This is a genomic window from Arthrobacter sp. SAFR-044 (genome assembly GCF_059414985.1).
This window is the reverse complement of the sequence record NZ_JBPFDN010000011.1, coordinates 63,685-86,801: the sequence shown is the minus strand read 5'-3', so window position 1 is coordinate 86,801 and position 23,117 is coordinate 63,685. Positions and strand designations below refer to the sequence as shown.

The following is a 23,117-nucleotide window of genomic DNA, read 5'->3' as shown; positions in this document are numbered from 1 at the left end:
CATGAGCATGGACCGCGTGGCCTGGAGCTCGCTTTACAACATCAGCACCGCAAAGAGCGCTTCCAAGCCGTTCTCGAAGGAAACCCTGAAGCGGGTGCTTGCCTTCGCCGCCCCGCACAAGGGCAAGCTCATCGCCTTTGTGCTCTCCTCCATCGTGGCTGCCTTCCTGGCGGTCGCCACCCCGGTGCTCGCCGGACAGGTGGTGGACGCCATCATCGCCAAGGCAGGCGTTGACACGGTCATCTGGCTCGCGGTGCTGATTGCCATCGTGGCCGTCGGGGAAGCCGGGGTGGGACTGCTGACCCGTTGGCTGTCCTCCACCATCGGCGAGGGCGTCATCGTGGATTTGCGCACGCGGGTGTTCGACCACGTGCAGCGCATGCCCATTGCCTTCTTCACACGCACCCGGACAGGGGCGCTGGTCAGCCGCCTCAACAACGATGTCATCGGGGCACAGTCAGCCTTCGCCGGCACCCTCTCCGGCGTCGTGAGCAACTCGGTGGCGCTGGCACTGACGCTGGCCGTGATGCTCAATACGTCCTGGCTGGTGACCGTGCTCGCCATGGTGCTGCTGCCCATCTTCCTGATCCCGGCCCGGCGCATGGGCTCCAAGCTCGCAGACCTGCGCCGCGAAGCCGCCGCCCACAACGCCGCCATGGGCACCCAGATGACGGAGCGGTTCTCCGCGCCCGGCGCCACGCTGGTCAAGCTGTTCGGCCGGCCGGATGAGGAGTCGCGTGAATTCGCCGCCCGGGCGGGGCGCGTCCGTGACATTGGTGTCCGCATGGCGATGCTGCAGTTCACGTTCGTCACGGCACTGACCCTGGTCTCCGCGCTCGCACTGGCGCTGGTCTACGGCCTGGGCGGCTGGCTCGCCCTGGGCGGCCAGCTCGCGCCCGGCGACGTGGTGGTCCTGGCGCTGCTCCTGACCCGGCTCTACGCCCCGCTCACGGCGCTGTCCAACGCCCGGGTGGAAGTCATGAGCGCGCTGGTCAGCTTTGAACGGGTATTTGAAATCCTGGACCTGAAGCCGCTTATCCAACAGAAACCGGACGCCGTGGCGGTGCCGGCCGGGCCGGTATCCGTTGAGTTCGACAACGTCCGCTTCGCGTACCCTTCGGCGGACAAGGTGTCCCTGGCCTCCCTGGAAGAGGTCTCTACCCTTGACACCCGGGGCGGCGAGGAAGTGCTGCACGGCGTCAGCTTCCGGGTGGAGCCCGGCCAGACGGTGGCTTTGGTGGGTTCTTCCGGCGCCGGCAAATCCACCATCGCCCAGCTGCTGTCACGGCTGTACGACGTCGACTCGGGCGCTGTGCGGCTCGGCGGCACCATGCCGGGTACGGGCCTGGACGTCCGGGACGTCACCTTCGATTCCCTGCGGGACACCCTGGGCATGGTGACCCAGGACGGCCACCTGTTCCACGAAAGCATCGCCTCCAACCTCCGGCTTGCCCGGCCGGACGCCACGGACGAAGACATGTGGGACGTCCTGCGGCAGGCCCGGTTGGAGACCATGATCAGGTCTCTGCCGGACGGCCTGGAGACAGTGGTGGGGGAGCGCGGCTACCGGCTCTCCGGCGGTGAACGCCAGCGGCTCACCATCGCCCGGCTCCTGATCGCCCAGCCACGGGTCGTCATCCTCGACGAAGCCACCGCCGCGCTCGACTCCACGAACGAAGCCGCCGTGCAGGCAGCCCTGGGCGCCGCGCTCGAGGGCCGGACCGCCGTCGTGATTGCCCACCGGCTCTCCACTGTCCGTGCGGCCGATGCCATCCTGGTGGTGGAGGGCGGGCGGATCGTCGAACGCGGAACCCACACCGAACTCCTGGCAGCCGAGGGCCGCTACGCCGAGCTGTACCGGACGCAGTTTGCCGAGGCCACGGCAGTGGCGCAGGAAGCCGTCCCCGAGTTTTAGCCGGACTTCGTGGCCTGTGCCGCCAGCAGGGGCAGGATGTGGTCCGTCAGCAGCGGTGCGAGGTCCTGGGGGAGGGCCGTGCTGACGGCGGGTGGGCTGATGTCCAGCCACCGGATCTCGGCGATTTCGGCAGCAGGCGAGGCCTGCCAGGTACCCGGGGCGATGAAGACGGTGGCTTCGATGTCCGTGGCGGCCTCGTTGGCGGCGTCGGCGATCCACACCCCCATCAGTTCCAGCTCCCCGGGGTGGACGATGATGCCCACCTCTTCGGCGAGTTCCCTCGCAGCGGCCTGCACGGCCGTTTCACCCGGCTCGGGCTTGCCGCCGGGGTGCATGAACATGCCGGTCCCGCGCTTCCGCACCGTCAGGAGGCGCCCGGCCTTATCAAACACGCAGACGGCGGAGACCACGATCCGGTCCTTCACGGGGCGATCCTGGCAAGGCGCGAGACCAGCAGCAAATCCTTGCGGGGACCGGTCACGTCCCAGCTGTAGCTGAACGCGTCCGGGCCCAGGCGGGTGTAGGACACGCGGTACGTGTCGGGGTCGCACCAGTGGGTGTCCTGGCTGGTGTCCGGTGTGAAGCTCATGCGGTGGAACGGCCTGCCGTCGGGAAAGAACACGTCCAGCGCATCGGGCTCCGGCACGGGTTCCAGGACGTACTCACGCGAGGCGGGGCCGGTAAAAGCAGGCCAGCGCATGGTGCCTTCCTCGCGAAGGGCCAGGCTGCCGTCGTCAATTGGTGTGAAAGTGACGACGCCGGAAAAGGTTCCGCGGGTGCCGTCCGACCTGTCCAGCAGGTCCCGCTCCAGCCGCCAGCGGCCCGGGCGCCCGGGTTGGCCGGTTGGAGAGCTGCCCAGGAGGTAGGCGCGGAGGCTTGGCTCCGGGGAGGGAGAATTCAAGTGCCCTCGATTGGAATCGAACCAACGACACCGGCTTTAGGAGAGCCGTGCTCTATCCACTGAGCTACGAGGGCGGGTGTCCGGTGGGGTTCGGCGGGGCCGGTCCGTCCGGACACGGTTACAAGCATACAAGGTGCCGGGCCGTACTACGCTCAAGGCATGAGTCCAGCCCCCACTGCCGCTCCCGCCACTGCCTTCATCCCGAACATTGCGTCCACCCGGCAGTACATCGGCGCGTGGGCAGTGCTGAGCGTGCTGCAGTATTTCGCCGCTGAGGCAGCCGTGGCCATGGCCTGGGCGGGACCGCGTCCGTACGACCTGAGGACCGGGTACATCAGTGACCTGGGGGCGCTCCACTGCGGGATCTTTTCCGGCCGGGATGTCTGCTCGCCGTTGAACTGGCTGATGAACGCCTCGTTTGTGGTCCAGGGCCTGGGGCTGCTGCTGGGGGCGGTACTGCTGACGTCGGGACTGTTGCGCGTGGCCGCACGGCCTGGCACGCGGGTGGACTGGGGGCGCAGGGAGCCTTGGCTCGCGGCCTCAGCCGTCCGGCTGCTCACCGGAGCCGCCGGTGTTGGAACCGTCGTGGTGGGGCTGGTCCCCGAAGACGTTGGCTCCCCTTGGCACTATGCGGGAGCCGTCATGTACTTCATCACCGGGGGCACGGCACTGCTGGTGCTCGGCCTGCTGTGGCTGCGGAAGACAGGGATGGCGTGGTTCATCCTGGCGTGCGGCGGCGTCTCCGTGGCGGCAACAGCCACCGGGGGGCTTACCCACATGATGGTTCCCGAGTCAGGCACCCTGGAGCGGTTGATGGCCTATCCGGTAACCGTGGGAATGGCCGCCGCCGGGCTGGTCGTTGCGCAGCGGGTGCACAGGCACCGGAAGCAGCTGCGGGCAGCCGCTGCTGCTGCAAGGGCAACTGCCGCCTAGCGCTCTTTCCGTTTCCGGCTGTTGAGGAATACCGCCGCCGCCCCGGCCAGCAGGCTCAGCACCAGAAGCACCCAGCCTGCAACGGTGAGGCCGGACGCCAAGGCCACCTGGCCGGCGTCGGGACCTGCCGTGCCCAGCATGGCGTCGATGGCCACGTTGCCCCACAGCCGGACCACCACGAACAGCATGGGCAACGCCCAGAGCGCCCAGCGGACCGCCTTCCGTGCCACGTTGGTGCCAATGAGCAGCAGCCACGTGAACCCGAAGATCAATGGGAAGAGTGTGCCGGCGGTCTTGTGCACGTAGTTCAGCTGGCCCAGCGCATCGCCGTTCATGGCGCCCTGAAGCCGGCTGATGTAGCCGGCATCGAAACCGCCCACCAGCGAGTCCGGCATGGCCATGTCCTGGGAAAGCTGCGTGAGCTGGTTCAGGGTCAGCAGGTGCAGGTACCAGAAGAGGAACAGGCTGGCCACCACGCCGGCGATGACGATCAGGTTGCTGTTGCCCTGCGCCTTCTCCGGTGTTCGCGCCGTGGTGGGATTGACCACCGGTGGCAGGTGATGCTGCGGCACGGCCGCGTTGGCGCCGTGCTTTTTGATCCGCTGGGCAGGGGTTTTGGCCATGGCACCATTATCCCGCCCCATAAACTGAACGCATGACCACTGGCCGACACAGCGCAGCTGTTCTTGACCCCTCATTGAATGACTACGACCTGGCGGCCGCGCTGGTCCGTGAAGCGGGACAGCTGGCGCTCCTCATGCGCATGGCCGGGCTGGAGTCCGAGCAAAAAACTTCTGTCTCCGACGTGGTGACCGCGGCCGACCACGCCGCCGAGGCCTACGTGCTGGAACAGCTGAGGCGCTGCCGGCCGGAGGATGGGATCGTGGGCGAGGAAGGCGCCTCCGTCCAGGGGACCAGCGGCCGCACCTGGGTGATAGACCCCGTGGACGGTACCTACAACTTCCTGCACGGCTCCACCTACTGGTGCTCAGCCATCGCGCTCAAGGACCGCCGCGATGTGCTGCTGGGCGCTGTTTTCCAGCCTGAGGAGGACAAGTTGTGGCTTGGCGGCCATGACCGGCCTGCCACCTTGAACGGTGAAGCGCTGACGTCGTTTGCCGACGCCGGAGGCAGGCGCAACACCACCAGCGTTGCCGAACTTGGTGCTGCCACCTACATCCATCCCACGTGGCTGATGGACCCTATGTGCGCCATGCCCTGGCACGCCGCCGCGACCTCCGCCGCGTCCCTCCGCATGCTGGGATCCGGTTCGTGCGACCTGGGCCGGGTGGCCGACGGGCAGCTGGGGTGCTGGTTCCAGCACAGCTGTCCGGAATGGGACTGGCTCCCCGGAAAGGCCATCGTCCTTGCGGCCGGCGGTGCCGTGGACACCGTCCGGGTCAACGGGCTGGAGTGGTTTATCGCAGGAGGAACGACGGCGGTGCGCGAGTTGCGCGCGGCCCTTGAGTCAGCGTCGGTGGGCTAGGCATATGTTGCCCTGGCATGGGCGCATACCGTTTCCGGCCGGTGGATAAGGGCCAGTAATCCACAGGCTGGAAGGCGGTGTCGGTCCCACCGCCTAGACTTGTAGGCACCATGGATATGTTGTTTGACCCGTACTCTGACGGACCGTTCAAGGCCGCCCCCGCCGTCACCGCCCGCACCAGGACGGGGTCCGAGGGCGTTGTCACCACCGCCGGGCCGGGCGGAATGCCGGACCCGCAAGGCGGCGGCCAGCACCGCTCCGGCGGCTGGCAACAGTCCAACCCGAACGGCGGGAACAGGCACGACGACGGCGGCCACCATGGCAGCCGCCGCCCCGATGCTGCCCAGTTGCTGCAGGGGTTGAACCCGCAGCAGGAGGAAGCGGTCAAGCATGGCGGATCGGCGCTGCTGATCGTCGCCGGCGCCGGATCGGGCAAGACCCGCGTGCTCAGTAACCGGATCGCCTACCTGATTGCCACCGGCCGTGCCCACCACGGCGAGATCCTGGCCATTACGTTTACCAACAAGGCGGCCGCGGAGATGCGGGAACGCATTGAGGCGCTGGTGGGCGGACGCGCCAAGATCATGTGGATCTCCACGTTCCACTCCTCCTGCGTCCGGATCCTGCGGCAGGAAGCGGCGAACGTCGGCCTGAAATCCAATTTCTCCATCTACGACTCCGCCGACTCCCTGCGCTTGGTTACCCAGGTTTCCAAATCCCTTGACCTGGACCCCAAGAAGTTTGCGCCCAAGGCCATCCAGCACAAGATTTCCGCGTTGAAGAACGAACTGATCGACGCCGACTCCTTCGCCTCCGCGGCCAACTACAACGACCCCTTCGAACATGCGGTGGCGGACGTCTACAAGGGCTACACGCAGCGCCTGCGCCAGGCCAACGCCATGGACTTCGATGACCTCATCGCCGAGACGGTCTACATGTTCCGGGCCTTCCCGGCGCTGGCCGAGTCCTACCGCCGCCGGTTCCGCCACGTCCTTGTGGACGAATACCAGGACACCAACCACGCCCAGTACGCCCTGGTGCGCGAGATCGTGGGTGAGGGCCCCGGCGCGTCGGAGCTCACCGTCGTGGGTGACTCGGACCAGTCCATCTACGCCTTCCGCGGCGCTGACATCCGCAACATCGTGGAGTTCGAAAAGGACTACCCCGAAGCGCGCACCATCAAGCTGGAGCAGAACTACCGCTCCACCCAGAACATCCTGAGTGCCGCCAACTCCGTCATCTCCCGCAATCCCAACCGGCCCGAAAAGCGGCTGTGGACTGCCGAGGGCGAAGGCCACAAGATCATCGGCTACGTTGGCGAAAATGAACACGACGAAGCGCAGTTCATCGCCAAGGAAATCGACCGGCTCCAGGACGAAGAGAACCTCCGCCCCGGTGATGTGGCCATTTTCTACCGGACCAACGCGCAGTCCCGCTCCATCGAGGACGTGCTGGTGCGCGTGGGTTTGCCGTACAAAGTGGTGGGCGGCACGCGCTTCTACGAGCGCAAGGAAATCAAGGACGCGTTGGCCTACCTGCGCGTGCTGGTGAACCCGGACGACGACGTCAACCTCCGCCGGGTGCTCAACGAACCCAAGCGCGGCATCGGTGACCGCGCGGAAGGTGCCGTGGCGGCCCTCGCCAGCCGTGAACGCACCTCCTTCATGGCGGCCGCACGCCGCGCGGACCAGGCGCCCGCCATGGCCACCCGCTCGGTCAACGCCGTCCTGGGCTTCGTGAAAATGCTTGACGACCTCGCCGAGGTGGCCGCCGGGTCGGGGGCTGCCGCGGCCCTCGAAGCCGTGCTGGAACAGACCGGCTACCTTGCCGCACTCCGCTCCAGCACCGACCCGCAGGATGAGTCCCGCGTGGAGAACCTCGCCGAACTTGTGGCCGTGGTGCGCGAGTACGAGCAGGAGAATCCCGAGGGCAGCCTCGGCGCATTCCTGGAACAAGTCTCACTGGTGGCCGACGCCGACCAGATCCCGGATGCCCCCGGTGCGGACATCGACGCCGCCGTGGCCGAAGCCAAGCGGTTGGGCGTGGTGACGCTCATGACCCTGCATACGGCCAAGGGCCTGGAATTCCCGGTGGTGTTCCTCACCGGCATGGAACACGGGCTCTTCCCGCACCAACGCTCCGCCACCGACCCCAAGGAACTGGCCGAGGAACGCCGGCTGGCCTACGTAGGCCTCACCCGTGCCCGGAAGCGGCTGTACGTGACCCGGTCCGAGGTACGCAGCATGTGGGGCCAGAGCCAGTACAACCCTGCCAGCCAGTTCCTCGAGGAAATCCCCGCCGAGCTCCTGGAATGGAAACGGGAAGGAACCAGCCGGCAGTCGTGGGCAGGGGGCGGCTCGATTGGTTCGGGCCGGTACAGCGGATCGTTCTGGGGCGCCGGTACCGCCCGCGGAGCCGCGGCAGATTCTTCAGCCGGCTTCAATGCCGACGTCCCGGCGTTCATCGCCAAGAACCGGGTGCAGCCGCAGAAGGAAATCATCGCCGTCAGCGTGGGGGACAAGGTCAACCACACCAGCTTCGGCAACGGAACCGTCCTGGCCCTCGAAGGCGCAGGAGACAAGACCGTGGCAAAGGTGAAGTTCGACGTCGGTGAAAAGCGCCTGCTGCTGCGCTACGCCCCGCTCACCAAACTCGACGCCTAGAAACGCCCGCGCCCGCGCCGCCCTGCCAGCGTGGGGTCCGGTGGGTGCAGCATCAGCTACGTGCCGGGCAGGACCCGGCCACGAGGCGGCGGGCCATGGCCACTGCCCGGGCCCCGTACGCAGCGCCGTCCAGGACCGCGGCCGTGGCATATGCGCCGTTAAGGACAATGAGGAGTTCCTCGGCAAGCTGGTCGGGATCCTGGACGCCGGCGTCGGCCGCCAGTTCGCGGAACCAGTCGCGGACCTGCTGCTTGTGCGCGACGGCTGCCAGATGAGCCGGGTGCGACCCCTCGGGGAACTCGGTATTGGTGTTCAACATGGGGCACCCCCGGTAGCCGCTCCCGGCGCAGTCCGTGGCCAGTACTTCGAAGACGGCAACGAGCTTGTCCTGCGGAGCCGCTTCCCCGCCGGCGGCATCACGCATGCGTTCGAACCAGGCGTCGGCCCGGCCCTGGACGTAGGCGGTGGCCAGTGCATCCTTGGTAGGAAACTGCCGGTAGACGGTGGCGTTGCCCACCCCGCACTCTTTGACGACGGCATCCATTCCCACAGCCCGGATACCGTGCGCATAAAACAGGCGCGTGGCAACTTCCAGAACATTACGCCGATTTTCCTCAGCAGTCCTGCGCACCACAACACTCCTCTCGTTCGCTCCGACATCGACGCACCAAGTTTGACAGACGGAACGATCCGTCACAAACTTGAGAACGATCCGTCACATTGAGTGGGTGGACCACGCGCGAACAGGAGAACAGCATGAAGTCAGCAGTACTGGGGACCGGCATGGTCGGCCGGACCATCGCAGCACGCCTCGCAGAGCTCGGCCATTCCGTCACCGTCGGCACCCGCGATCCTGACGCCGCCATGGCCCGGAACGGGGCGGATGAAATGGGCAACCCGGCCTTCGCTGCCTGGGCCGCGGAACACCCGGACATCAAGGTTGCACGATTCTCCGACGTTGCGGCAGGCGCCGAGCTTATCGTCAACGCCACCAACGGCGGAGCATCCCTTGACGTTCTGGGGCAGGTTGGTGCTCGAAGCCTCGATGGCAGGGTGATCCTGGACATTGCCAACCCGCTCGACTTCAGCAACGGCATGCCGGCAACCCTTTTTGTGAAGGACACCGATTCGCTGGCTGAGCAAATCCAGCGTGCCTTCCCCACTGCCCGGGTGGTGAAGGCGCTGAACACCCTGAATGCGGACCTGATGGCCCGTCCCGGACTGCTGCCTGACCCTGGTTCCGTCTTCGTTTCCGGTAACGATGCGGAGGCGAAGGCCATTGTCACCGGGATCCTGAAGGACTTCGGCCACCAGGACGTCATCGATCTCGGCGACATTACTACCGCCCGTGGAACCGAAATGCTGCTGCCTGTCTGGCTGCGCCTTTGGGGTGCACTTGGAACGCCGGCCTTCAACTTCAAGATCGTCCGCTGACGGGCCGGACCCGGCAGTCACACGCGGGTTGCCTGAGGACCGCGCCGGCAAACACCAGCGGCTGAGCGTCCCCGACTTTCCGCGGCCGGGCATAATGGAGGCCATGCGACGGACTGTATGGGGGATGCTGGCCGCCCTTTTCCTGATCACCGCCACAGGCTGCACCGTGACCACCAAGGACCCGTCCTACGTTCCGCCGGCTCCTCTGCAACCCATGGAACAGCTGGAAAAGGCGCCACTGGCCGATGCGAAGACGTTCTCCAGCGGTGCAGATGTCCTCTCTTTCATCACCGCCGACCGGACCATCGCGTGCTCGCTCACGTCCGCCCGCGGGGAACACCTCAACCTCCCCTACGAGCAGAACCGCTACAGCGACGCCGCCAACAACAAGCTGCCCATCGTCCCGGTGGCCCACTGCGAGCTCGCCTCCTACCCGGCGCCCGAGCCAGGCGATATCAAGGACGACTGCGCCGGGACCCATCTTGGCTACCTGGGCGGTGTGGCCCTCCTGTCGCCGGACACCGCCCGGTACGGTGAATGCCGCTCCGGCGTCACATCCATGGAAGGAACCTACGGGCCCAAGGGGAACAAGCAGGGAGCGCTGACCCAGTTGCCTGTGCTTGCGGACGGGCAGAACCTGGAGCGCAACGGGCTCCGCTGCTCGGCCTACAACGGCGGGGTGGCGTGCGGAAATGTTTCCGGGGGCGTCGGATTCTTCGTTTCCCCCGAACGTTACGAGCTGGTTCCGGGGCCGGCCAAAAGCAGCCAGCCGCCGCAGCCGGAGGGTCAAAAAACCCCGTGATTCCGCGGTTTTTCTACGCCCCATAGAATAGTGTGCTTACTCACATAAGAGGTAGTCTGGGACGGCCCGGTCCCTCCAAAGGACTAGAGTTCCCCATGGAGCATTACGCCGCGTGGCTCGTTTCCAGACAGGCCGCCGGTGCGTGCAATCCGCAGCCCGGTCATCGTCTTTTCCGATGGTGTCCGACTGTACAGAAACTACTTCGACGTAGAAGGACACTAAACCGTGGACCTGTTTGAATACCAGGCGCGCGATATGTTCGAGGCGCACGGTGTACCCGTGCTTGCCGGCATCGTGGCGTACACCCCAGAAGAAGCAAAGGCAGCTGCCGAGAAGATCGGCGGCGTTACCGTTGTCAAGGCACAGGTCAAGGTAGGCGGCCGTGGCAAGGCCGGCGGCGTCAAGGTCGCAAAGTCCGCTGATGAGGCGTTTGAGCACGCCTCCAACATCCTCGGCATGGACATCAAGGGCCACACCGTCAAAAAGGTGATGATTGCCCAGGGTGCGGACATCGCCGAGGAGTTCTACTTCTCCGTCCTGCTGGACCGCGCCAACCGCAACTACCTGGCCATGTGCTCGGTTGAAGGCGGCATGGAGATCGAACAGCTCGCCGTCGAACGTCCCGAAGCGCTGGCCAAGATTGCCATCGATCCCGCCGTGGGCATCGACCAGGCCAAGGCCGACGAAATCGTCGCAGCCGCCGGCTTCGCCGAGGAACTGCGCGGCAAGGTCGCCGCCGTGATCCTCAAGCTCTGGGATGTCTTCAAGAAGGAAGACGCCACCCTGGTGGAGGTCAACCCGCTGGTCAAGACCGGCGCCGGCGACATCGTGGCACTGGACGGCAAGGTTTCCCTGGACGAGAACGCCGACTTCCGTCACGCCAAGCACGCGCAGCTCGAGGACAAGGACGCTGCAGACCCGCTTGAGGCCAAGGCAAAGGCGCAGGACCTCAACTACGTCAAGCTCGACGGCGAAGTGGGCATCATCGGCAACGGTGCAGGCCTGGTCATGTCCACCCTGGACGTCGTTGCCTACGCCGGTGAAAACCACGGCAACGTCAAGCCCGCCAACTTCCTGGACATCGGCGGCGGGGCCTCGGCAGAGGTCATGGCCGCCGGCTTGGACGTCATCCTGGGCGACGAGCAGGTCAAGTCGGTGTTCGTCAACGTCTTCGGCGGCATCACCGCATGTGACGCCGTCGCCAAGGGCATCGTCGGCGCACTGGCCGAACTGGGCCACACCGCGAACAAGCCGCTGGTAGTCCGCCTCGACGGCAACAACGTCGAGGAAGGCCGCCGCATCCTCAACGAGGCCAACCACCCGCTGGTTACCCTGGCCGCCACCATGGACGAGGGCGCCGACAAGGCCGCCGAGCTCGCCAACGCAGCGAAGTAAAGGGACGCACCATGTCTATCTATCTGAACAAAGACTCCAAGGTCATCGTCCAGGGCATCACCGGCGGCGAAGGCACCAAGCACACCGCCCTGATGCTCAAGGCCGGCACCAACATCGTTGGCGGCGTCAACGCCCGCAAGGCTGGCACCACGGTCCTGCACGGCGACAAGGAAATCAACGTCTACGGCACCGTCAAGGAAGCCATGGCTGAAACCGGCGCCGACGTCTCCATCGTCTTCGTGCCGCCGGCTTTCACCAAGAACGCCGTTGTCGAAGCCATCGAGGCCGGCATCGGCCTGGTCGTGGTCATCACCGAAGGTGTTCCCGTCCAGGACTCGGCCGAATTCTGGGCCCTGGCCCAGTCCAAGGTGGACGCCGACGGCAACCAGGTCACCCGCATCATCGGCCCGAACTGCCCCGGCATCATCACCCCCGGCGAAGCACTGGTTGGCATCACCCCCGCCAACATCACCGGCAAGGGCCCCATCGGCCTGGTCTCCAAGTCCGGCACGCTGACCTACCAGATGATGTACGAACTGCGCGACCTGGGCTTCTCCACCGCCATCGGCATCGGCGGCGACCCCATCATCGGCACCACGCACATCGACGCCCTGGCCGCGTTCGAGGCTGACCCCGAGACCAAGGCCATCGTCATGATCGGCGAGATCGGCGGCGACGCCGAAGAGCGTGCGGCCGACTTCATCAAGGCCAACGTCACCAAACCGGTCGTCGGCTACGTGGCCGGCTTCACCGCGCCCGAGGGCAAAACCATGGGCCACGCAGGCGCCATCGTCTCCGGCTCGGCCGGTACCGCACAGGCCAAGAAGGAAGCCCTCGAGGCTGCCGGCGTAAAGGTCGGCAAGACGCCGTCCGAGACCGCCAAGCTGCTCCGCGAGGTCTACGCAGCCCTGTAGGCAATACGTCGCAACGCGGGGCCACCCCGGTCCGTTCCCCCTCCACGGGACGGACTTACGGGTGGCCCCGCGTTTGTTGTTTAACGAATGACGACGACGGCGGGCGGCGCCTGCCCACCCCGGTCGAGTAATGTTGGGGAAGGAAAATCGGGGCGCCTTGGGCGCGCAGGCAGGGGAATGACGATGGCAGAAAAGCGACCCACTCTGGTCGACGCCGTCGTTGACAAGGTCCTCGAGCACATCATCAGCGGGGACATAAAGGCCGACGACGCCCTGCCGCCGGAGGCTGATATCGCCAAGGAATCGGGTGTCAGCAGGCTGACGGCCCGGGAAGCCATGAAGGTGCTCAAAGCGCAGGATGTTGTCTACGTCAAGCGCGGCCTGGGCACGTTCGTCAATCCGCCCGAGCGCTGGACCGGGTTGGACGCCATCATGCGCGCAGCCTCCAGGGGAGTGGCCTCGGACCAGGTGGCACTTCGCCTGCTCGAGGTCCGCCGGATGGTGGAGACCGGGGCAGCAGAACTCGCGGCCTCCCGCCATAGACCCGTTGACCTTGCCGCCCTGCAGGACAGCGTGGAGCAAATGGAAGCGGCGCACCAGGCCGGAGACGTCGATGCGCTGACAGTGGCCGATATCGCCTTCCATGACACCGTGCTGCGGGCGTCCGGCAATCCGTTCGTACCCGCACTGCTGGGCCAGCTTTCCACCCTGCTGTACGCCATGCGCAGGGAAACCTCCGCATTTCCGGACGTTCAGCGCCACGCCATCCATCACCACAAGATGGTCCTTGCCGCCATCGCTGCCGGTGATCCTGCCACGGCGCGCTCCACCATGGACGCCCATATCACGCAGACCTTTGAGGACTACGAGCAGTTCCTTGCCATGTCCAGCCGCCGGGGAACCACTGCCCGCTAGGCATGCCGCCCCCGCGGACCCGGGTTCGCCGCGCCTTCCCTCCTGGACCCGAGGGTGCTTCGCTTGTGTTGACGGCCGCATGGACCTGTGACTAGAATCTCAGTCAGACATCAGACATCTGATATCACCCCCCAAAATGCCGCCAGCCAAAGGAGTCTTCATGCGCGCGCATTCCCCTTTTGAGGGTCCCCGCACCACGACGGGAGGCACCCGATGACCTCCCGTGCTACCGCCCCCGCACTCAGCGAACTCGGCAGGACCACCCTCCGCAAGGTACGCCGGCGGCTGATGCCCCTGATCGTCCTTCTCTACTTCGTCGCCTACCTGGACCGGAACAATGTGGGCTTTGCCAAGCTCGGCATGCAGGGCGACATCGGCCTGACCGAGGCCGCCTACGGCCTGGGCGCCGGCATCTTCTTCCTGGGATACGCCCTGCTGGAGATCCCCTCCAACGGCGGCATGTACCGCTTCGGCGCCCGCAAGTGGATCGCCCGCATCCTGATCAGCTGGGGCATCTTCGCCACCGCCATGTTCCTGGTGAACGGCGAGGCCACTTTCTACGTCATCCGTTTCCTCCTTGGCGCGGCCGAAGCCGGCTTCTTCCCGGCGATCCTCTTCTACCTGACCCTCTGGTTCCCGGCCGCCCAGCGGGTGACGGTGCTTGGCATCTTCATCCTCGCCCAGCCCATCTCCAACGCCCTCGGTGCACCGGTGTCCGGCATGCTCCTGAACCTGGAAGGTTTGGCCGGCCTGCACGGCTGGCAGTGGCTCTACATCCTCGAAGGCATCCCCGCAATCATCCTGGGCATCATCACGCCGTTCGTCATGACGGACCGCCCGGAACACGCCAAGTGGCTCAAGCCGGAAGAGCGCGAATGGCTCTCCACCACCATGGCCGCGGAACTGGCCAACAAGCAAAAGGCCGGCAACCACAACTTCCTTGCCGGCCTGAAGGACCCCCGCACCATCGCCTACTCCGCGCTGTACTTCGGCCTGGTCTGCGGCATCTACGGCCTGGGGCTCTGGCTGCCCACCATCGTCAAGGCACTGGGGAAGTTCGACTCAACGCAGGTGGGATTCATTGTCTTCATCCCGTACGCCATCGCCGCGGTGTTCGTTTACTTCTGGAGCAAGCGCTCTGACCGCACCGGCAACCGCGTCTGGCATGCGTCCGTCAGCATGGTGCTCGCCGCCATCGGCCTCCTGGGCGCAGGGTTCCTGCTCCCCGTCAACGCCGTGCTCGCCATGGTCTTCCTGACCCTCGCGGCCATGGGCATCTACTCCGCGATTGCGCCCTTCCTGGCCATGCCTTCCGCAGCCCTCACCGGTGCCGCGGCAGCCGCTGGCCTGGCAATGGTCAACTCGCTCGGCAACCTGGGCGGCTTCGTGGCCCCCTACATCGTGGGCATCCTCAAGGACGCCACCGGAAACAGCCAGACCGGCCTGGTCTTCCTGGCCGCCTGCCTCGCCGTGACCGCCGTCGCCACCTACCTTTACGCACGCAAGCGGCCCGAAGGTGTCTCCGCGCCCGGAGCCACCGTTCCTGCCGCCGAAACCCACTAGGAAACAGCAATGACAACTCAGAACACTTTCCCCGCAGAACGTACCGCGGTCCTGACCGGGGCGGCATCGGCCCGCGGCATCGGCCGCGCAACCGCCGACCGCCTGGCCAGCGAGGGCTGGTCCATCGCCATCCTGGACATCAACGCCGAAGACGCCCAGGCGGCAGCGGCGGAAATTGGCTCCAGCCGTGCCGTCAAGGCCATCGGAGTGGGCGCCGACGTCTCGGACGAGGCGTCGGTGGACCGGGCCATCACGGAGATCGAGCAGTCCCTTCCGCCCATCGTGGGACTGGTCAACCTGGCCGGAATCAGTTCCCCCACTCCCTTCATGGAAACCACCGTGGCGGAATGGGACAAGGTCTTCGCCATCAACATGCGCGGCACCTTCGTGGTATCCCAGCGCGTCCTTAAGGGCATGATCGAGCGGGAACTGGGGCGGATTGTCAGCATCTCCTCCATCTCCGCCCAGCGCGGCGGAGGAACCTACTCCAAGGTTGCCTACAGTGCCTCCAAAGCCGGCATCCTCGGGTTTACCCGTGCGCTGGCGCGTGAAGTGGGCGAGCACAACATCACCGTGAACGCCATCGCGCCGGGCCCGATCGACACGGACATCATGGGCGGAACGCTGAGCGATGAGCGCAAAGCCCAGATGTCCGAGGGGATCATGATGGGCCGCGTAGGAACCCGCGAGGAAGTGGCTGCCCTGATTGCATTCCTCCTGGGCGAGGATGCGGGCTATATCACTGCCGCCACCTATGACATCAACGGCGGCCTGCAGGTCTCCTGACGCTCCTTGCGTTCCTGACCCACTGCGCAATGGTGCCGTGCGGATTACCCCCGCACGGCACCATTTCCGGAGCGCCGTCCTCCGCAACGTCCCGCCCCTTCAGCGGCTATAGGATTTCTACATGGCAACCAAGAACCAAGCCACCGGCGGGGTGAGCAGGCAGGTCCTCGCCGACCACGTCTACGAGGCGCTCTTGGTTGCCCTGATGGACGGCCGCCTGGAAGCAGGCACGCCGGTCAGTATCGACGGGATGGCCAGGGAACTGGACGTCTCACCGACGCCCGTACGGGAGGCGCTTGCCCGGCTGGAGGCCACCGGCATGGTCCGGCGGATGGCCCTGCGTGGCTACCGCGTGGCCCCGCTGTTCTCCCCGGAAGAGCTGGCAGACCTGATGGACGCCCGGCTGGTGATCGAACCCGCCAACGCCTTCATGGCCTGCAAGCACGCAGACCAGGAGCTGACAGGGCAGCTCCAGCAGGCCATCGAGGACTTGAAAGCCGCGCCGCGAGGCCCGTCGTTTGCCGAGTTCCGTGCCTACTGGGAGGCCGACGAACGTTTCCACCGTCTGATCGCCGAATCCGCGGATAACCAGTTCCTGCTGTCCGCCTACAACGCGCTGGGCGGCCAGGTGCAGCGTTTCCGCTTCTTCGGCGGCCTGGGCGTGACCGACGCCGACTACGCCATCGCCGAACACGCTGAGATCCTCAAAGCCATTGAAGCAGGCGACGCCGAGCTCGCCCGCCAAAAAATGATCGACCATATCGAGGGCGTTAAGCAGCGCTCGCAGCACGACAGCGAAGTCCGCAGCTAGCAGGACGCCCAGGGGCCGGACCGGCCCCTTCCTTCCTGGACTCCACAGCTGGAGTCCACAAACCAACCCTTGACAGGATCCCCAAGCAGCGTAGATCCTATAGGAAATGCGATTCTAGATCTGGAGTGACAATGCCGTACACAGCCGAAAACTGGCCCATCGCCGCAGCCCTGCTGCAGTTCCCCGGAACCAAACCCGATGGAACCGCCGTCCAGGACGCCCCTGCCAGTGACTGGCAGCAGGTCTTCGAGGAAGTGGCCGACGCCGGCTTCACCAACGCGGACCTCACCGACAGCTGGGTCCGCCCCGGTGACCTCTCCAGCGCACGCCTCGATGAGCTGAAGTCCGCAGCCACCGCCGCAGGCCTTGGATTGCCCTCCATCTCTGCCATCCGCCGCAGCGTGATCGAAGAGGGCAACTGGGAGGACAACCTGGCCTACACCCACCGCACCATCGAGGCCGCCGCACAGCTTGGCTGTGAGGTTGTCTCCATCGGGCTGCACCAAGCCATTACCCCGGAGCAGAAAAAGCAGCTGTGGTTCTGGACCGTCGAAGGCCACAAGGACCCCGTGGGGGACAAAGAAGCGTGGAACAACGCCGTCACCCGCATCCGCGAGGTGGGCAAGCACGCCGCCGAACTCGGCCTCCTGGTGTCCCTGGAGATGTACGAGGACACGTACCTGGGAACAGGGGACTCCTCCGTGCAGCTCGTCCAGGACATCGGCCTTGCCAACGTTGGACTGAACCCGGACCTGGGCAACCTGATCCGCCTGCACCGTCCCATCGAGGACTGGCGCGAACTGGTACACAAGACCCTGCCGTATTCCAACTACTGGCACGTCAAGAATTACATCCGCGATGAGGACCAGGCCCGGAACCAGTACGTGGCCATGCCGGCCCCCATGGAATCCGGCCTCATCAGCTACCGCGAGGCTTTCCAGTTCGCCATCTCCGTCGGCTTCCAGGGCGTCATCTGCACCGAGCACTACGGTGGCGACGGCCTGAGCGTCACCGCCGCCAACCAGGACTACCTGCGCCGCCAGGTCCTGCCCAAGCGCGACGGCTACGCCGTGGGCACCAGCCTCGTGGCCCAGGGCCGGCAGGCACCCGCAGCGGTTCCAGCACGCTAAGCCGCCAGGCATCCCAGCCGACCCAACCGGTTCAACGAGGAATCATGACAAAGATATTTGACGATCCAGCGCAGTTTGCAGACGACGCCCTCGACGGCTTCGTCGCCGCCAACCGCCAGTACGTGGCCCGCGTTGATGGCGGCGTGGTCCGCTCCACCGAGTCTCCGCAGGGCCAGGTGGCGCTGGTCATCGGTGGCGGATCCGGGCACTACCCGGCCTTTGCCGGCTTGGTGGGTGCCGGACTCGCGGCCGGAAGTGCCTGTGGAAACATGTTCGCTTCCCCCTCGGCGGGGCAGGTGTACCGCGTGGCCAAGGCCTCCCAGGCCGGCGGCGGCGTCCTGCTCAGCTACGGCAACTACGCAGGTGACGTCCTCCACTTCGGCCAGGCGCAGGACAAGCTGAACGCCGAGGGCATCGAAACCCGGACCGTCCTGGTCACCGATGACATCGCCAGCGCCCCGCTCGCAGAGATCGGCAAGCGCCGCGGCATCGCCGGCGACCTCACGGTCTTCAAGGTGGCCGGGGCGGCGGCGGAAGCCGGCCTGGACCTGGACGAGGTGGAGCGCCTTGCCATCAAGGCCAACCTCCACACCCGCTCGCTCGGCGTGGCCTTCGCCGGCTGCACCCTGCCCGGAGCAGGGGAGCCCCTGTTTACGGTGCCCGACGGCATGATGTCCGTCGGACTTGGCATCCACGGCGAGCCGGGTATTTCGGAGCAGCCGCTGCCCACCGCCAGCGAGCTTGCCAAGCTGCTGGTGGACGGGCTGCTGAAGGACAGGCCCCACGCCGCGGGCACCAGGGTGGTGCCCATCCTCAACGGCCTGGGCACGGTCAAGTACGACGAACTCTTCCTGCTGTTCGGCAAAATCGAGGCCTTGCTGACCGCAGCCGGACTTGAGATCGTGGAGCCCGAATGCGGCGAACTGGTGACCAGCCTGGACATGTCCGGACTGTCCCTGACGCTGTTCTGGCTGGATGAGGAACTGGAGAAATTCTGGGCCGCGCCGGCTGATACCCCCGCCTTCCGGAAGGGCAACCTGGCTCCCCGCCGGGCCCGTTCGCTGGAGGCCCTGGAAGACGCCGAAGCTACTCCGGCGCTGGTTGCCACGGCAGCCTCCACCGCCCTGGCGGCTACCGCGGTGGGCGCCCTGAAGGAGGCCCAGGCCGTCGTCGTCGAACACGAAGAGGCACTCGGGAAGCTTGACGCCATTGCCGGGGACGGGGACCACGGCATCGGCATGCGCCGCGGGGTGGATGCCGCCGTCGCCGCCGCTGAAAAATCCCACGCTGCCGGCGCCGGCCTCGAGGAACTCCTCGCGGCGGCGGGGGAGCAGTGGGCCGAACGTGCCGGCGGCACTTCCGGTGCCCTCTGGGGCGCGGCCGTCACCGCTGTCGGAAGGACCCTGGGCAGCAAGGATTCCTACACTGCCGCAGACGCAGCTGCAGCCGTCAACGCCCTCCGCGACGCCATTGTCACCCTGGGCAAGGCCGAAGCCGGAGACAAGACCATGGTGGACGCGCTGCTTCCCTTCGCCGACACCTTCACCAAGGCAATTGACGACGGCGGCAGCCTGGCCGGCAGCCTTCGTGCGGCAGCGCAGGCGGCGGCAGAGGCCGCTGACGCGACTGCCGCGCTCAGCCCGAAGAAAGGCCGCGCCCGGCCTTTGGCGGAAAAGAGCCTGGGCCACCCCGATCCCGGGGCAGTGTCCTTCGGCCTCATCGCCCGCCGGGTGGCCGAGTACGCCGCCTCGATCGAAAGCAACTAAGGAGACCCATGACTGAGAACACCCAGCCAGGCTGGCGCATCGTCGTCGGCAATGACGAAGCCGGCGTCGAATACAAGAACGCCCTGCGCGAATTGCTGGAGGCGGACCCCCGGGTCGCTTCCGTGGAGGATGTGGGAGTCGGCGCCGACGACACCACTGCCTACCCGCACCTGGCCGTCGCCGCGGCCCGCAAGGTGGCCGCCGGTGAAGCCGACCGCGCCCTGCTGATCTGCGGGACGGGCCTCGGTGTCGCCATTTCGGCCAACAAGGTACCGGGAATCCGGGCGGTCACGGCCCACGACAGCTACTCCGTGGAACGCTCCGTGCTGTCCAACAACGCCCAAGTGCTGACCCTGGGCCAGCGCGTCATCGGCCTTGAACTGGCCAAGAAGCTGGTGGGCGAGTGGCTCAACTACCGCTTCGATGAAAACTCCGCATCCGCGGCCAAAGTAGACGCCATCTGCTCCTATGAGGGCGCGTCGGAAGGACTTGAAACCAAATGAGCATCCGTAAAATCGCCGTCGTCGGTTCAGGCTACATGGGCGGCGGCATCGCCCAGGTCCTGGCACTCGCCGGAGCCCGCGTGGCCCTGGCCGACGTCTCGGCCGAAATAGCCCAAAGCAACTACGAACGGCTGCTGAAGGAATCCGACGAATTCGTGGCAGCCGGCCTCTTCCCTGCCAACGCCACGGACCTGCTCAAGGAGAACCTCTGGGCCGCCAAGGACATCGAAGAAGCGGTGGCGGACGCGGAGTACATCGAGGAGGCGGTGCCGGAAGTCCTCGAGATCAAGCACGCTACCCTCGGCCGGATCAGCGCCGCCGCCCGTCCCGACGCCATCATCGGCTCCAATACCTCCACCATCTCCATCGCCAAGCTGGCCGAGGTGGTGGACAGCCCGGAGCGCTTCCTGGGCGTCCACTTCTCCAACCCCGCGCCCTTCATCCCCGGCGTGGAAGTCATCCCGCACGAGGGGACCTCCGAGGCCACCGTGGAGGCCGCCCGCACCATCGTGGGGGAGACCGGCAAGGAAACCGCCACCGTCAAGGACGTCACCGGGTTCGTGCTGAACCGCCTCCAGTACGCGCTCTTCCACGAGGCTGCACAAGTGGTGGAGGAAGGCATCGCCACTGCCGAGGACGTGGACACGCTGGTGCGCACCACCTTCGGCTTCCGCCTCCCGTTCTTCGGTCCCTTCGCCATCGCGGACATGGCAGGGCTGGACGTCTACGCCTTCTGCTATAAGTCGCTGCAGACCGGCTTCCCCGAACGGTTCGCCACCCCGAAGATCCTGCAGGAAAAGGTCGACGCCGGCCAGCTCGGCACCAAGACCGGTTCGGGTTTCCTCGACGTCCCCGCCGACCGCACGGCAGCCTTGGTTGCCTACCGGAACAAGGCGTACGTCGCCATGCAGAAGCTCGTTGAGGAACTGGGCCCGGCCCCGCTGTCCTGAGTTTTTGGACTGCAGGCCGCCGGCCCCCATCAGAAGGAACACTTCATGACAGCATTTCCCGCAGACCGCACGGTGATCGTCACCGGCGCAGTCTCCGAACGCGGCATCGGCCGCGCCACCGCGGACTACCTCGCCGAGCGCGGCTGGAACATCGGCGTGATCGACCTTGACGACGCCGCCAGCAAGAACCTGGCCAAGGAACTGGCCGAAAAGCACGGCGTCAAGGCCCACGGAGCCGGAGCCAACATTGGCGACGAAGCCTCGGTCCGCGCCGCCATCGACGAGATCGAGGCCGAGCTTCCCCAGCTGGTGGCCCTGGCGAACATCGCAGGCGTCAGCTCCCCGGTTCCCTACCTGGAACTCGACGCCGCCGAGTGGGACCGCGTGGTGAACATCAACATGAACGGCGTCCACTACGCTACCCGCCGTGCGGCCGAATCAATGGCCAAAAACCGGCTGGGCCGGATCGTGAACATCTCTTCGGTCTCCGCGCAGCGCGGTGGCGGAACCTTCAGCAAGACCCCGTACTCCGTGGCGAAGGCCGGCGTCATTGGCCTTACCCGCGCCACCGCCCGGGAACTGGGCGAGTACGACATCACGGTCAACGCCATCTCACCCGGTCCGATCGACACCGACATCATGGGCGGCACCCTCAGCGAGGAACGCAAGGATGAACTCGTGAAGGATCTGGTGGTGAACCGTGTGGGCACCACCCGCGACATCGCGGCGGCCATTTCCTTCCTCATCGGCGAGGACGCCGGCTACATCTCGGGCCAGACGCTGAACGTCGACGGCGGCCTGTACATGCACTGACGGCACCCACGCGGGATGCCATAAGTCCCGCGGGCCGCCGGCCCGCGGGGAAACACCAACGTCACCACTCGAAGGAGAGTGTTGTGTCAGAAACCACCGCAACATCCAAGGAACTTCTGGCCCGTCCGGTCCTGAAGTCCGCGATTTCCAAGGCGGCCCGCCGGCTCATGCCGATGCTGGTCATCCTGTACGTCGTGTCATTCCTTGACCGCACCAACGTGGGCTTCGCCGAGGCGGCACTGGGTGCGGACAAGGGGGTGTCCGCCGCGGCTTTCGCCCTGGGCGCCGGCATCTTCTTCATTGGCTACGCGATCTTCGAAATCCCCAGCAACCTGCTGCTCAAGAAGGTGGGCGCCAAGATCTGGCTGGCGCGTATCGCCATCACCTGGGGCATCGTTTCGGCGTGCTTCGCGTTCGTGCAGGGCGAGACCTCGTTCGTGGTCCTGCGTTTCCTCCTCGGCGTCACCGAGGCCGGGCTGTTCCCCGGCGTCATCATGTACCTTGCCGAATGGTTCCCCAACAAGGTGCGTGTCCAGATGTTCGCCATTTTCTACCTTGCGCAGCCGTTCTCCCAGATGATTGGCAACCCGCTGTCCGGCTGGCTGATCAACATTGGCGACCAGGTGCCCGGCCTGCGCGGCTGGCAGGTCATGTTCTTCGTCGAAGGCCTCCTGGCCGTCCTGGCAGGCATTGCGGCCTTCTTCTTCCTCATCAACGGGCCGGAAAAGGCCAAGTTCCTCAACAGCGAGGAAAAGTACGCGCTGAAGGAGGTCATGGCGCTGGAGGACACCATCAAGGACGAGACCGGCCCCCGCGGCATCCTCGCCGCCATGCGCAACGGCCGCGTCTGGTACTTCACCGTCATCTACTTCTGCCTGCAGATTGCCGTCTACGGTGTGACGTTCTTCCTGCCGCAGCAGGTGTCATCCCTGACCGGGCAGAAGGTGGGACTCGCGGTGGGCCTGTTGATCGCCGTTCCGTGGTTCTTCGGCATCTTCTCCTGCTACTTCATCGGCAAGGCCGCAGACACCGTGGCCAAGCGCCGCAAGTTCGGCACCATCCTGTTCATCTCCACCGGCCTGTGCATCTTCGGCTCGGCCTGGGCGGGAACCAACCACCAGCCGGTCCTGGGCATGATCTTCATTACCCTGGCTGTCTGCAGCTTCCTGGCCGTCGGTCCCGTGGTGTGGTCCTATCCCACCGCGTTCCTGGCCGGATCCGCCGCTGCGGCAGGCATCGGGCTGATCAACTCCCTGGGCAACCTGGGTGGCTTCGTGGCGCCCATCCTGCGGACCGCGGTCAACGAGGCCACGCAGTCGCCAACGGGCTCAATGGGCGTCTATGCCCTGGGTGTCCTGCCGTTCGTGGCGGCAGCGATGATGTTCGCCACCAGGCGGTTCAAGAACAAGGCCGACGACCTGCTCGACTGAGCACGCC

Annotated in this window: 22 protein-coding genes and 1 tRNA gene; 18 read left to right on the top strand and 5 right to left on the bottom strand. The window is 66.0% G+C overall.

Annotated features, from left to right (window positions below; translation table 11 throughout):
- Nucleotide 1 precedes the first annotated feature (1 nt).
- Entirely contained in the window at nt 2-1,915 is a 1,914-nt protein-coding gene (locus ACR65J_RS16690; RefSeq protein ID WP_440171173.1) for an ABC transporter ATP-binding protein, read from the top strand.
- Here the strand turns inward: ACR65J_RS16690 and ACR65J_RS16685 are convergent.
- The 3 genes from ACR65J_RS16685 to ACR65J_RS16675 form a co-directional block, all read right to left on the bottom strand.
- Entirely contained in the window at nt 1,912-2,340 is a 429-nt protein-coding gene (locus ACR65J_RS16685) for an NUDIX hydrolase (protein WP_440171171.1), read from the bottom strand. The two genes, ACR65J_RS16690 and ACR65J_RS16685, sit on opposite strands and share 4 nt — an antisense overlap.
- On the bottom strand, nt 2,337-2,816 hold the full coding sequence (locus tag ACR65J_RS16680) for a DUF6314 family protein (RefSeq protein ID WP_440171170.1): 480 nt from the start codon (nt 2,814-2,816) through the stop codon (nt 2,337-2,339). The genes ACR65J_RS16685 and ACR65J_RS16680 overlap by 4 nt, the downstream gene beginning before the upstream one ends.
- Nucleotide 2,817: 1 nt before the next feature.
- Nucleotides 2,818-2,890: transfer RNA gene (locus ACR65J_RS16675), tRNA-Arg, on the bottom strand.
- An 85-nt stretch (nt 2,891-2,975) separates the two neighbouring features.
- Here ACR65J_RS16675 and ACR65J_RS16670 point away from each other — a divergent pair.
- On the top strand, nt 2,976-3,749 hold the full coding sequence (locus ACR65J_RS16670; protein ID WP_440171168.1) for a DUF998 domain-containing protein: 774 nt from the start codon (nt 2,976-2,978) through the stop codon (nt 3,747-3,749).
- Here the strand turns inward: ACR65J_RS16670 and ACR65J_RS16665 are convergent.
- Nucleotides 3,746-4,372: a hypothetical protein gene (locus ACR65J_RS16665; protein WP_440171166.1), complete on the bottom strand. Its 627-nt coding sequence runs from the start codon at nt 4,370-4,372 to the stop codon at nt 3,746-3,748. The two genes, ACR65J_RS16670 and ACR65J_RS16665, sit on opposite strands and share 4 nt — an antisense overlap.
- 32 nt (nt 4,373-4,404) lie before the next feature.
- On the opposite strand from ACR65J_RS16665, the gene ACR65J_RS16660 reads away from it, so the two are divergent.
- Nucleotides 4,405-5,235 carry an inositol monophosphatase family protein gene (locus ACR65J_RS16660; RefSeq protein WP_440171165.1) on the top strand — a complete coding sequence of 277 codons (831 nt, stop codon included), beginning with the start codon at nt 4,405-4,407 and terminating at the stop codon, nt 5,233-5,235.
- 116 nt (nt 5,236-5,351) lie between these two features.
- Complete coding sequence (gene pcrA / locus ACR65J_RS16655) at nt 5,352-7,898, top strand: DNA helicase PcrA (protein ID WP_440171239.1); 2,547 nt, start codon at nt 5,352-5,354, stop codon at nt 7,896-7,898.
- A 52-nt stretch (nt 7,899-7,950) separates the two neighbouring features.
- Here the strand turns inward: pcrA and ACR65J_RS16650 are convergent, their stop codons facing one another.
- Nucleotides 7,951-8,529, bottom strand: coding sequence for a TetR/AcrR family transcriptional regulator (locus ACR65J_RS16650; RefSeq protein WP_440171164.1), 579 nt, complete (start codon nt 8,527-8,529; stop codon nt 7,951-7,953).
- A 125-nt stretch (nt 8,530-8,654) separates the two neighbouring features.
- Between ACR65J_RS16650 and ACR65J_RS16645 the strand changes: the two genes are divergently transcribed.
- From ACR65J_RS16645 to ACR65J_RS16580, 14 genes are all read left to right on the top strand, one after another.
- The gene (locus tag ACR65J_RS16645; protein WP_440171162.1) at nt 8,655-9,332 is read left to right on the top strand and encodes an NADPH-dependent F420 reductase; all 678 of its coding nucleotides are present in this window, start codon (nt 8,655-8,657) and stop codon (nt 9,330-9,332) included.
- Between the two features lie 94 nt (nt 9,333-9,426).
- The gene (locus ACR65J_RS16640) at nt 9,427-10,134 is read left to right on the top strand and encodes a hypothetical protein (protein WP_440171160.1); all 708 of its coding nucleotides are present in this window, start codon (nt 9,427-9,429) and stop codon (nt 10,132-10,134) included.
- A 225-nt stretch (nt 10,135-10,359) separates the two neighbouring features.
- Complete coding sequence (gene sucC, locus ACR65J_RS16635; RefSeq protein WP_440171157.1) at nt 10,360-11,529, top strand: ADP-forming succinate--CoA ligase subunit beta; 1,170 nt, start codon at nt 10,360-10,362, stop codon at nt 11,527-11,529.
- An 11-nt stretch (nt 11,530-11,540) separates the two neighbouring features.
- A complete protein-coding gene (sucD, locus tag ACR65J_RS16630; protein WP_018769572.1) occupies nt 11,541-12,443 on the top strand; it encodes a succinate--CoA ligase subunit alpha in 903 nt (300 codons plus the stop codon).
- Nucleotides 12,444-12,626: 183 nt separating this feature from the next.
- Complete coding sequence (locus tag ACR65J_RS16625) at nt 12,627-13,358, top strand: FadR/GntR family transcriptional regulator (protein WP_440171154.1); 732 nt, start codon at nt 12,627-12,629, stop codon at nt 13,356-13,358.
- Between the two features lie 213 nt (nt 13,359-13,571).
- Entirely contained in the window at nt 13,572-14,921 is a 1,350-nt protein-coding gene (locus ACR65J_RS16620; protein WP_440171151.1) for an MFS transporter, read from the top strand.
- Nucleotides 14,922-14,930: 9 nt separating this feature from the next.
- Complete coding sequence (locus ACR65J_RS16615) at nt 14,931-15,707, top strand: SDR family NAD(P)-dependent oxidoreductase (RefSeq protein ID WP_440171148.1); 777 nt, start codon at nt 14,931-14,933, stop codon at nt 15,705-15,707.
- Between the two features lie 121 nt (nt 15,708-15,828).
- A complete protein-coding gene (locus ACR65J_RS16610; RefSeq protein ID WP_440171145.1) occupies nt 15,829-16,518 on the top strand; it encodes a GntR family transcriptional regulator in 690 nt (229 codons plus the stop codon).
- Between the two features lie 131 nt (nt 16,519-16,649).
- The gene (locus ACR65J_RS16605) at nt 16,650-17,648 is read left to right on the top strand and encodes a sugar phosphate isomerase/epimerase family protein (RefSeq protein ID WP_440171142.1); all 999 of its coding nucleotides are present in this window, start codon (nt 16,650-16,652) and stop codon (nt 17,646-17,648) included.
- A gap of 44 nt (nt 17,649-17,692) precedes the next feature.
- Nucleotides 17,693-19,414: a dihydroxyacetone kinase family protein gene (locus tag ACR65J_RS16600; RefSeq protein ID WP_440171140.1), complete on the top strand. Its 1,722-nt coding sequence runs from the start codon at nt 17,693-17,695 to the stop codon at nt 19,412-19,414.
- 8 nt (nt 19,415-19,422) lie between these two features.
- On the top strand, nt 19,423-19,917 hold the full coding sequence (locus tag ACR65J_RS16595) for a ribose-5-phosphate isomerase (RefSeq protein ID WP_440171137.1): 495 nt from the start codon (nt 19,423-19,425) through the stop codon (nt 19,915-19,917).
- Entirely contained in the window at nt 19,914-20,867 is a 954-nt protein-coding gene (locus ACR65J_RS16590; protein ID WP_440171136.1) for a 3-hydroxyacyl-CoA dehydrogenase family protein, read from the top strand. The genes ACR65J_RS16595 and ACR65J_RS16590 overlap by 4 nt, the downstream gene beginning before the upstream one ends.
- 45 nt (nt 20,868-20,912) lie before the next feature.
- Nucleotides 20,913-21,680: an SDR family NAD(P)-dependent oxidoreductase gene (locus tag ACR65J_RS16585; protein WP_440171134.1), complete on the top strand. Its 768-nt coding sequence runs from the start codon at nt 20,913-20,915 to the stop codon at nt 21,678-21,680.
- An 83-nt stretch (nt 21,681-21,763) separates the two neighbouring features.
- Nucleotides 21,764-23,110, top strand: coding sequence for an MFS transporter (locus tag ACR65J_RS16580; protein ID WP_440171131.1), 1,347 nt, complete (start codon nt 21,764-21,766; stop codon nt 23,108-23,110).
- Nucleotides 23,111-23,117 lie beyond the last annotated feature (7 nt).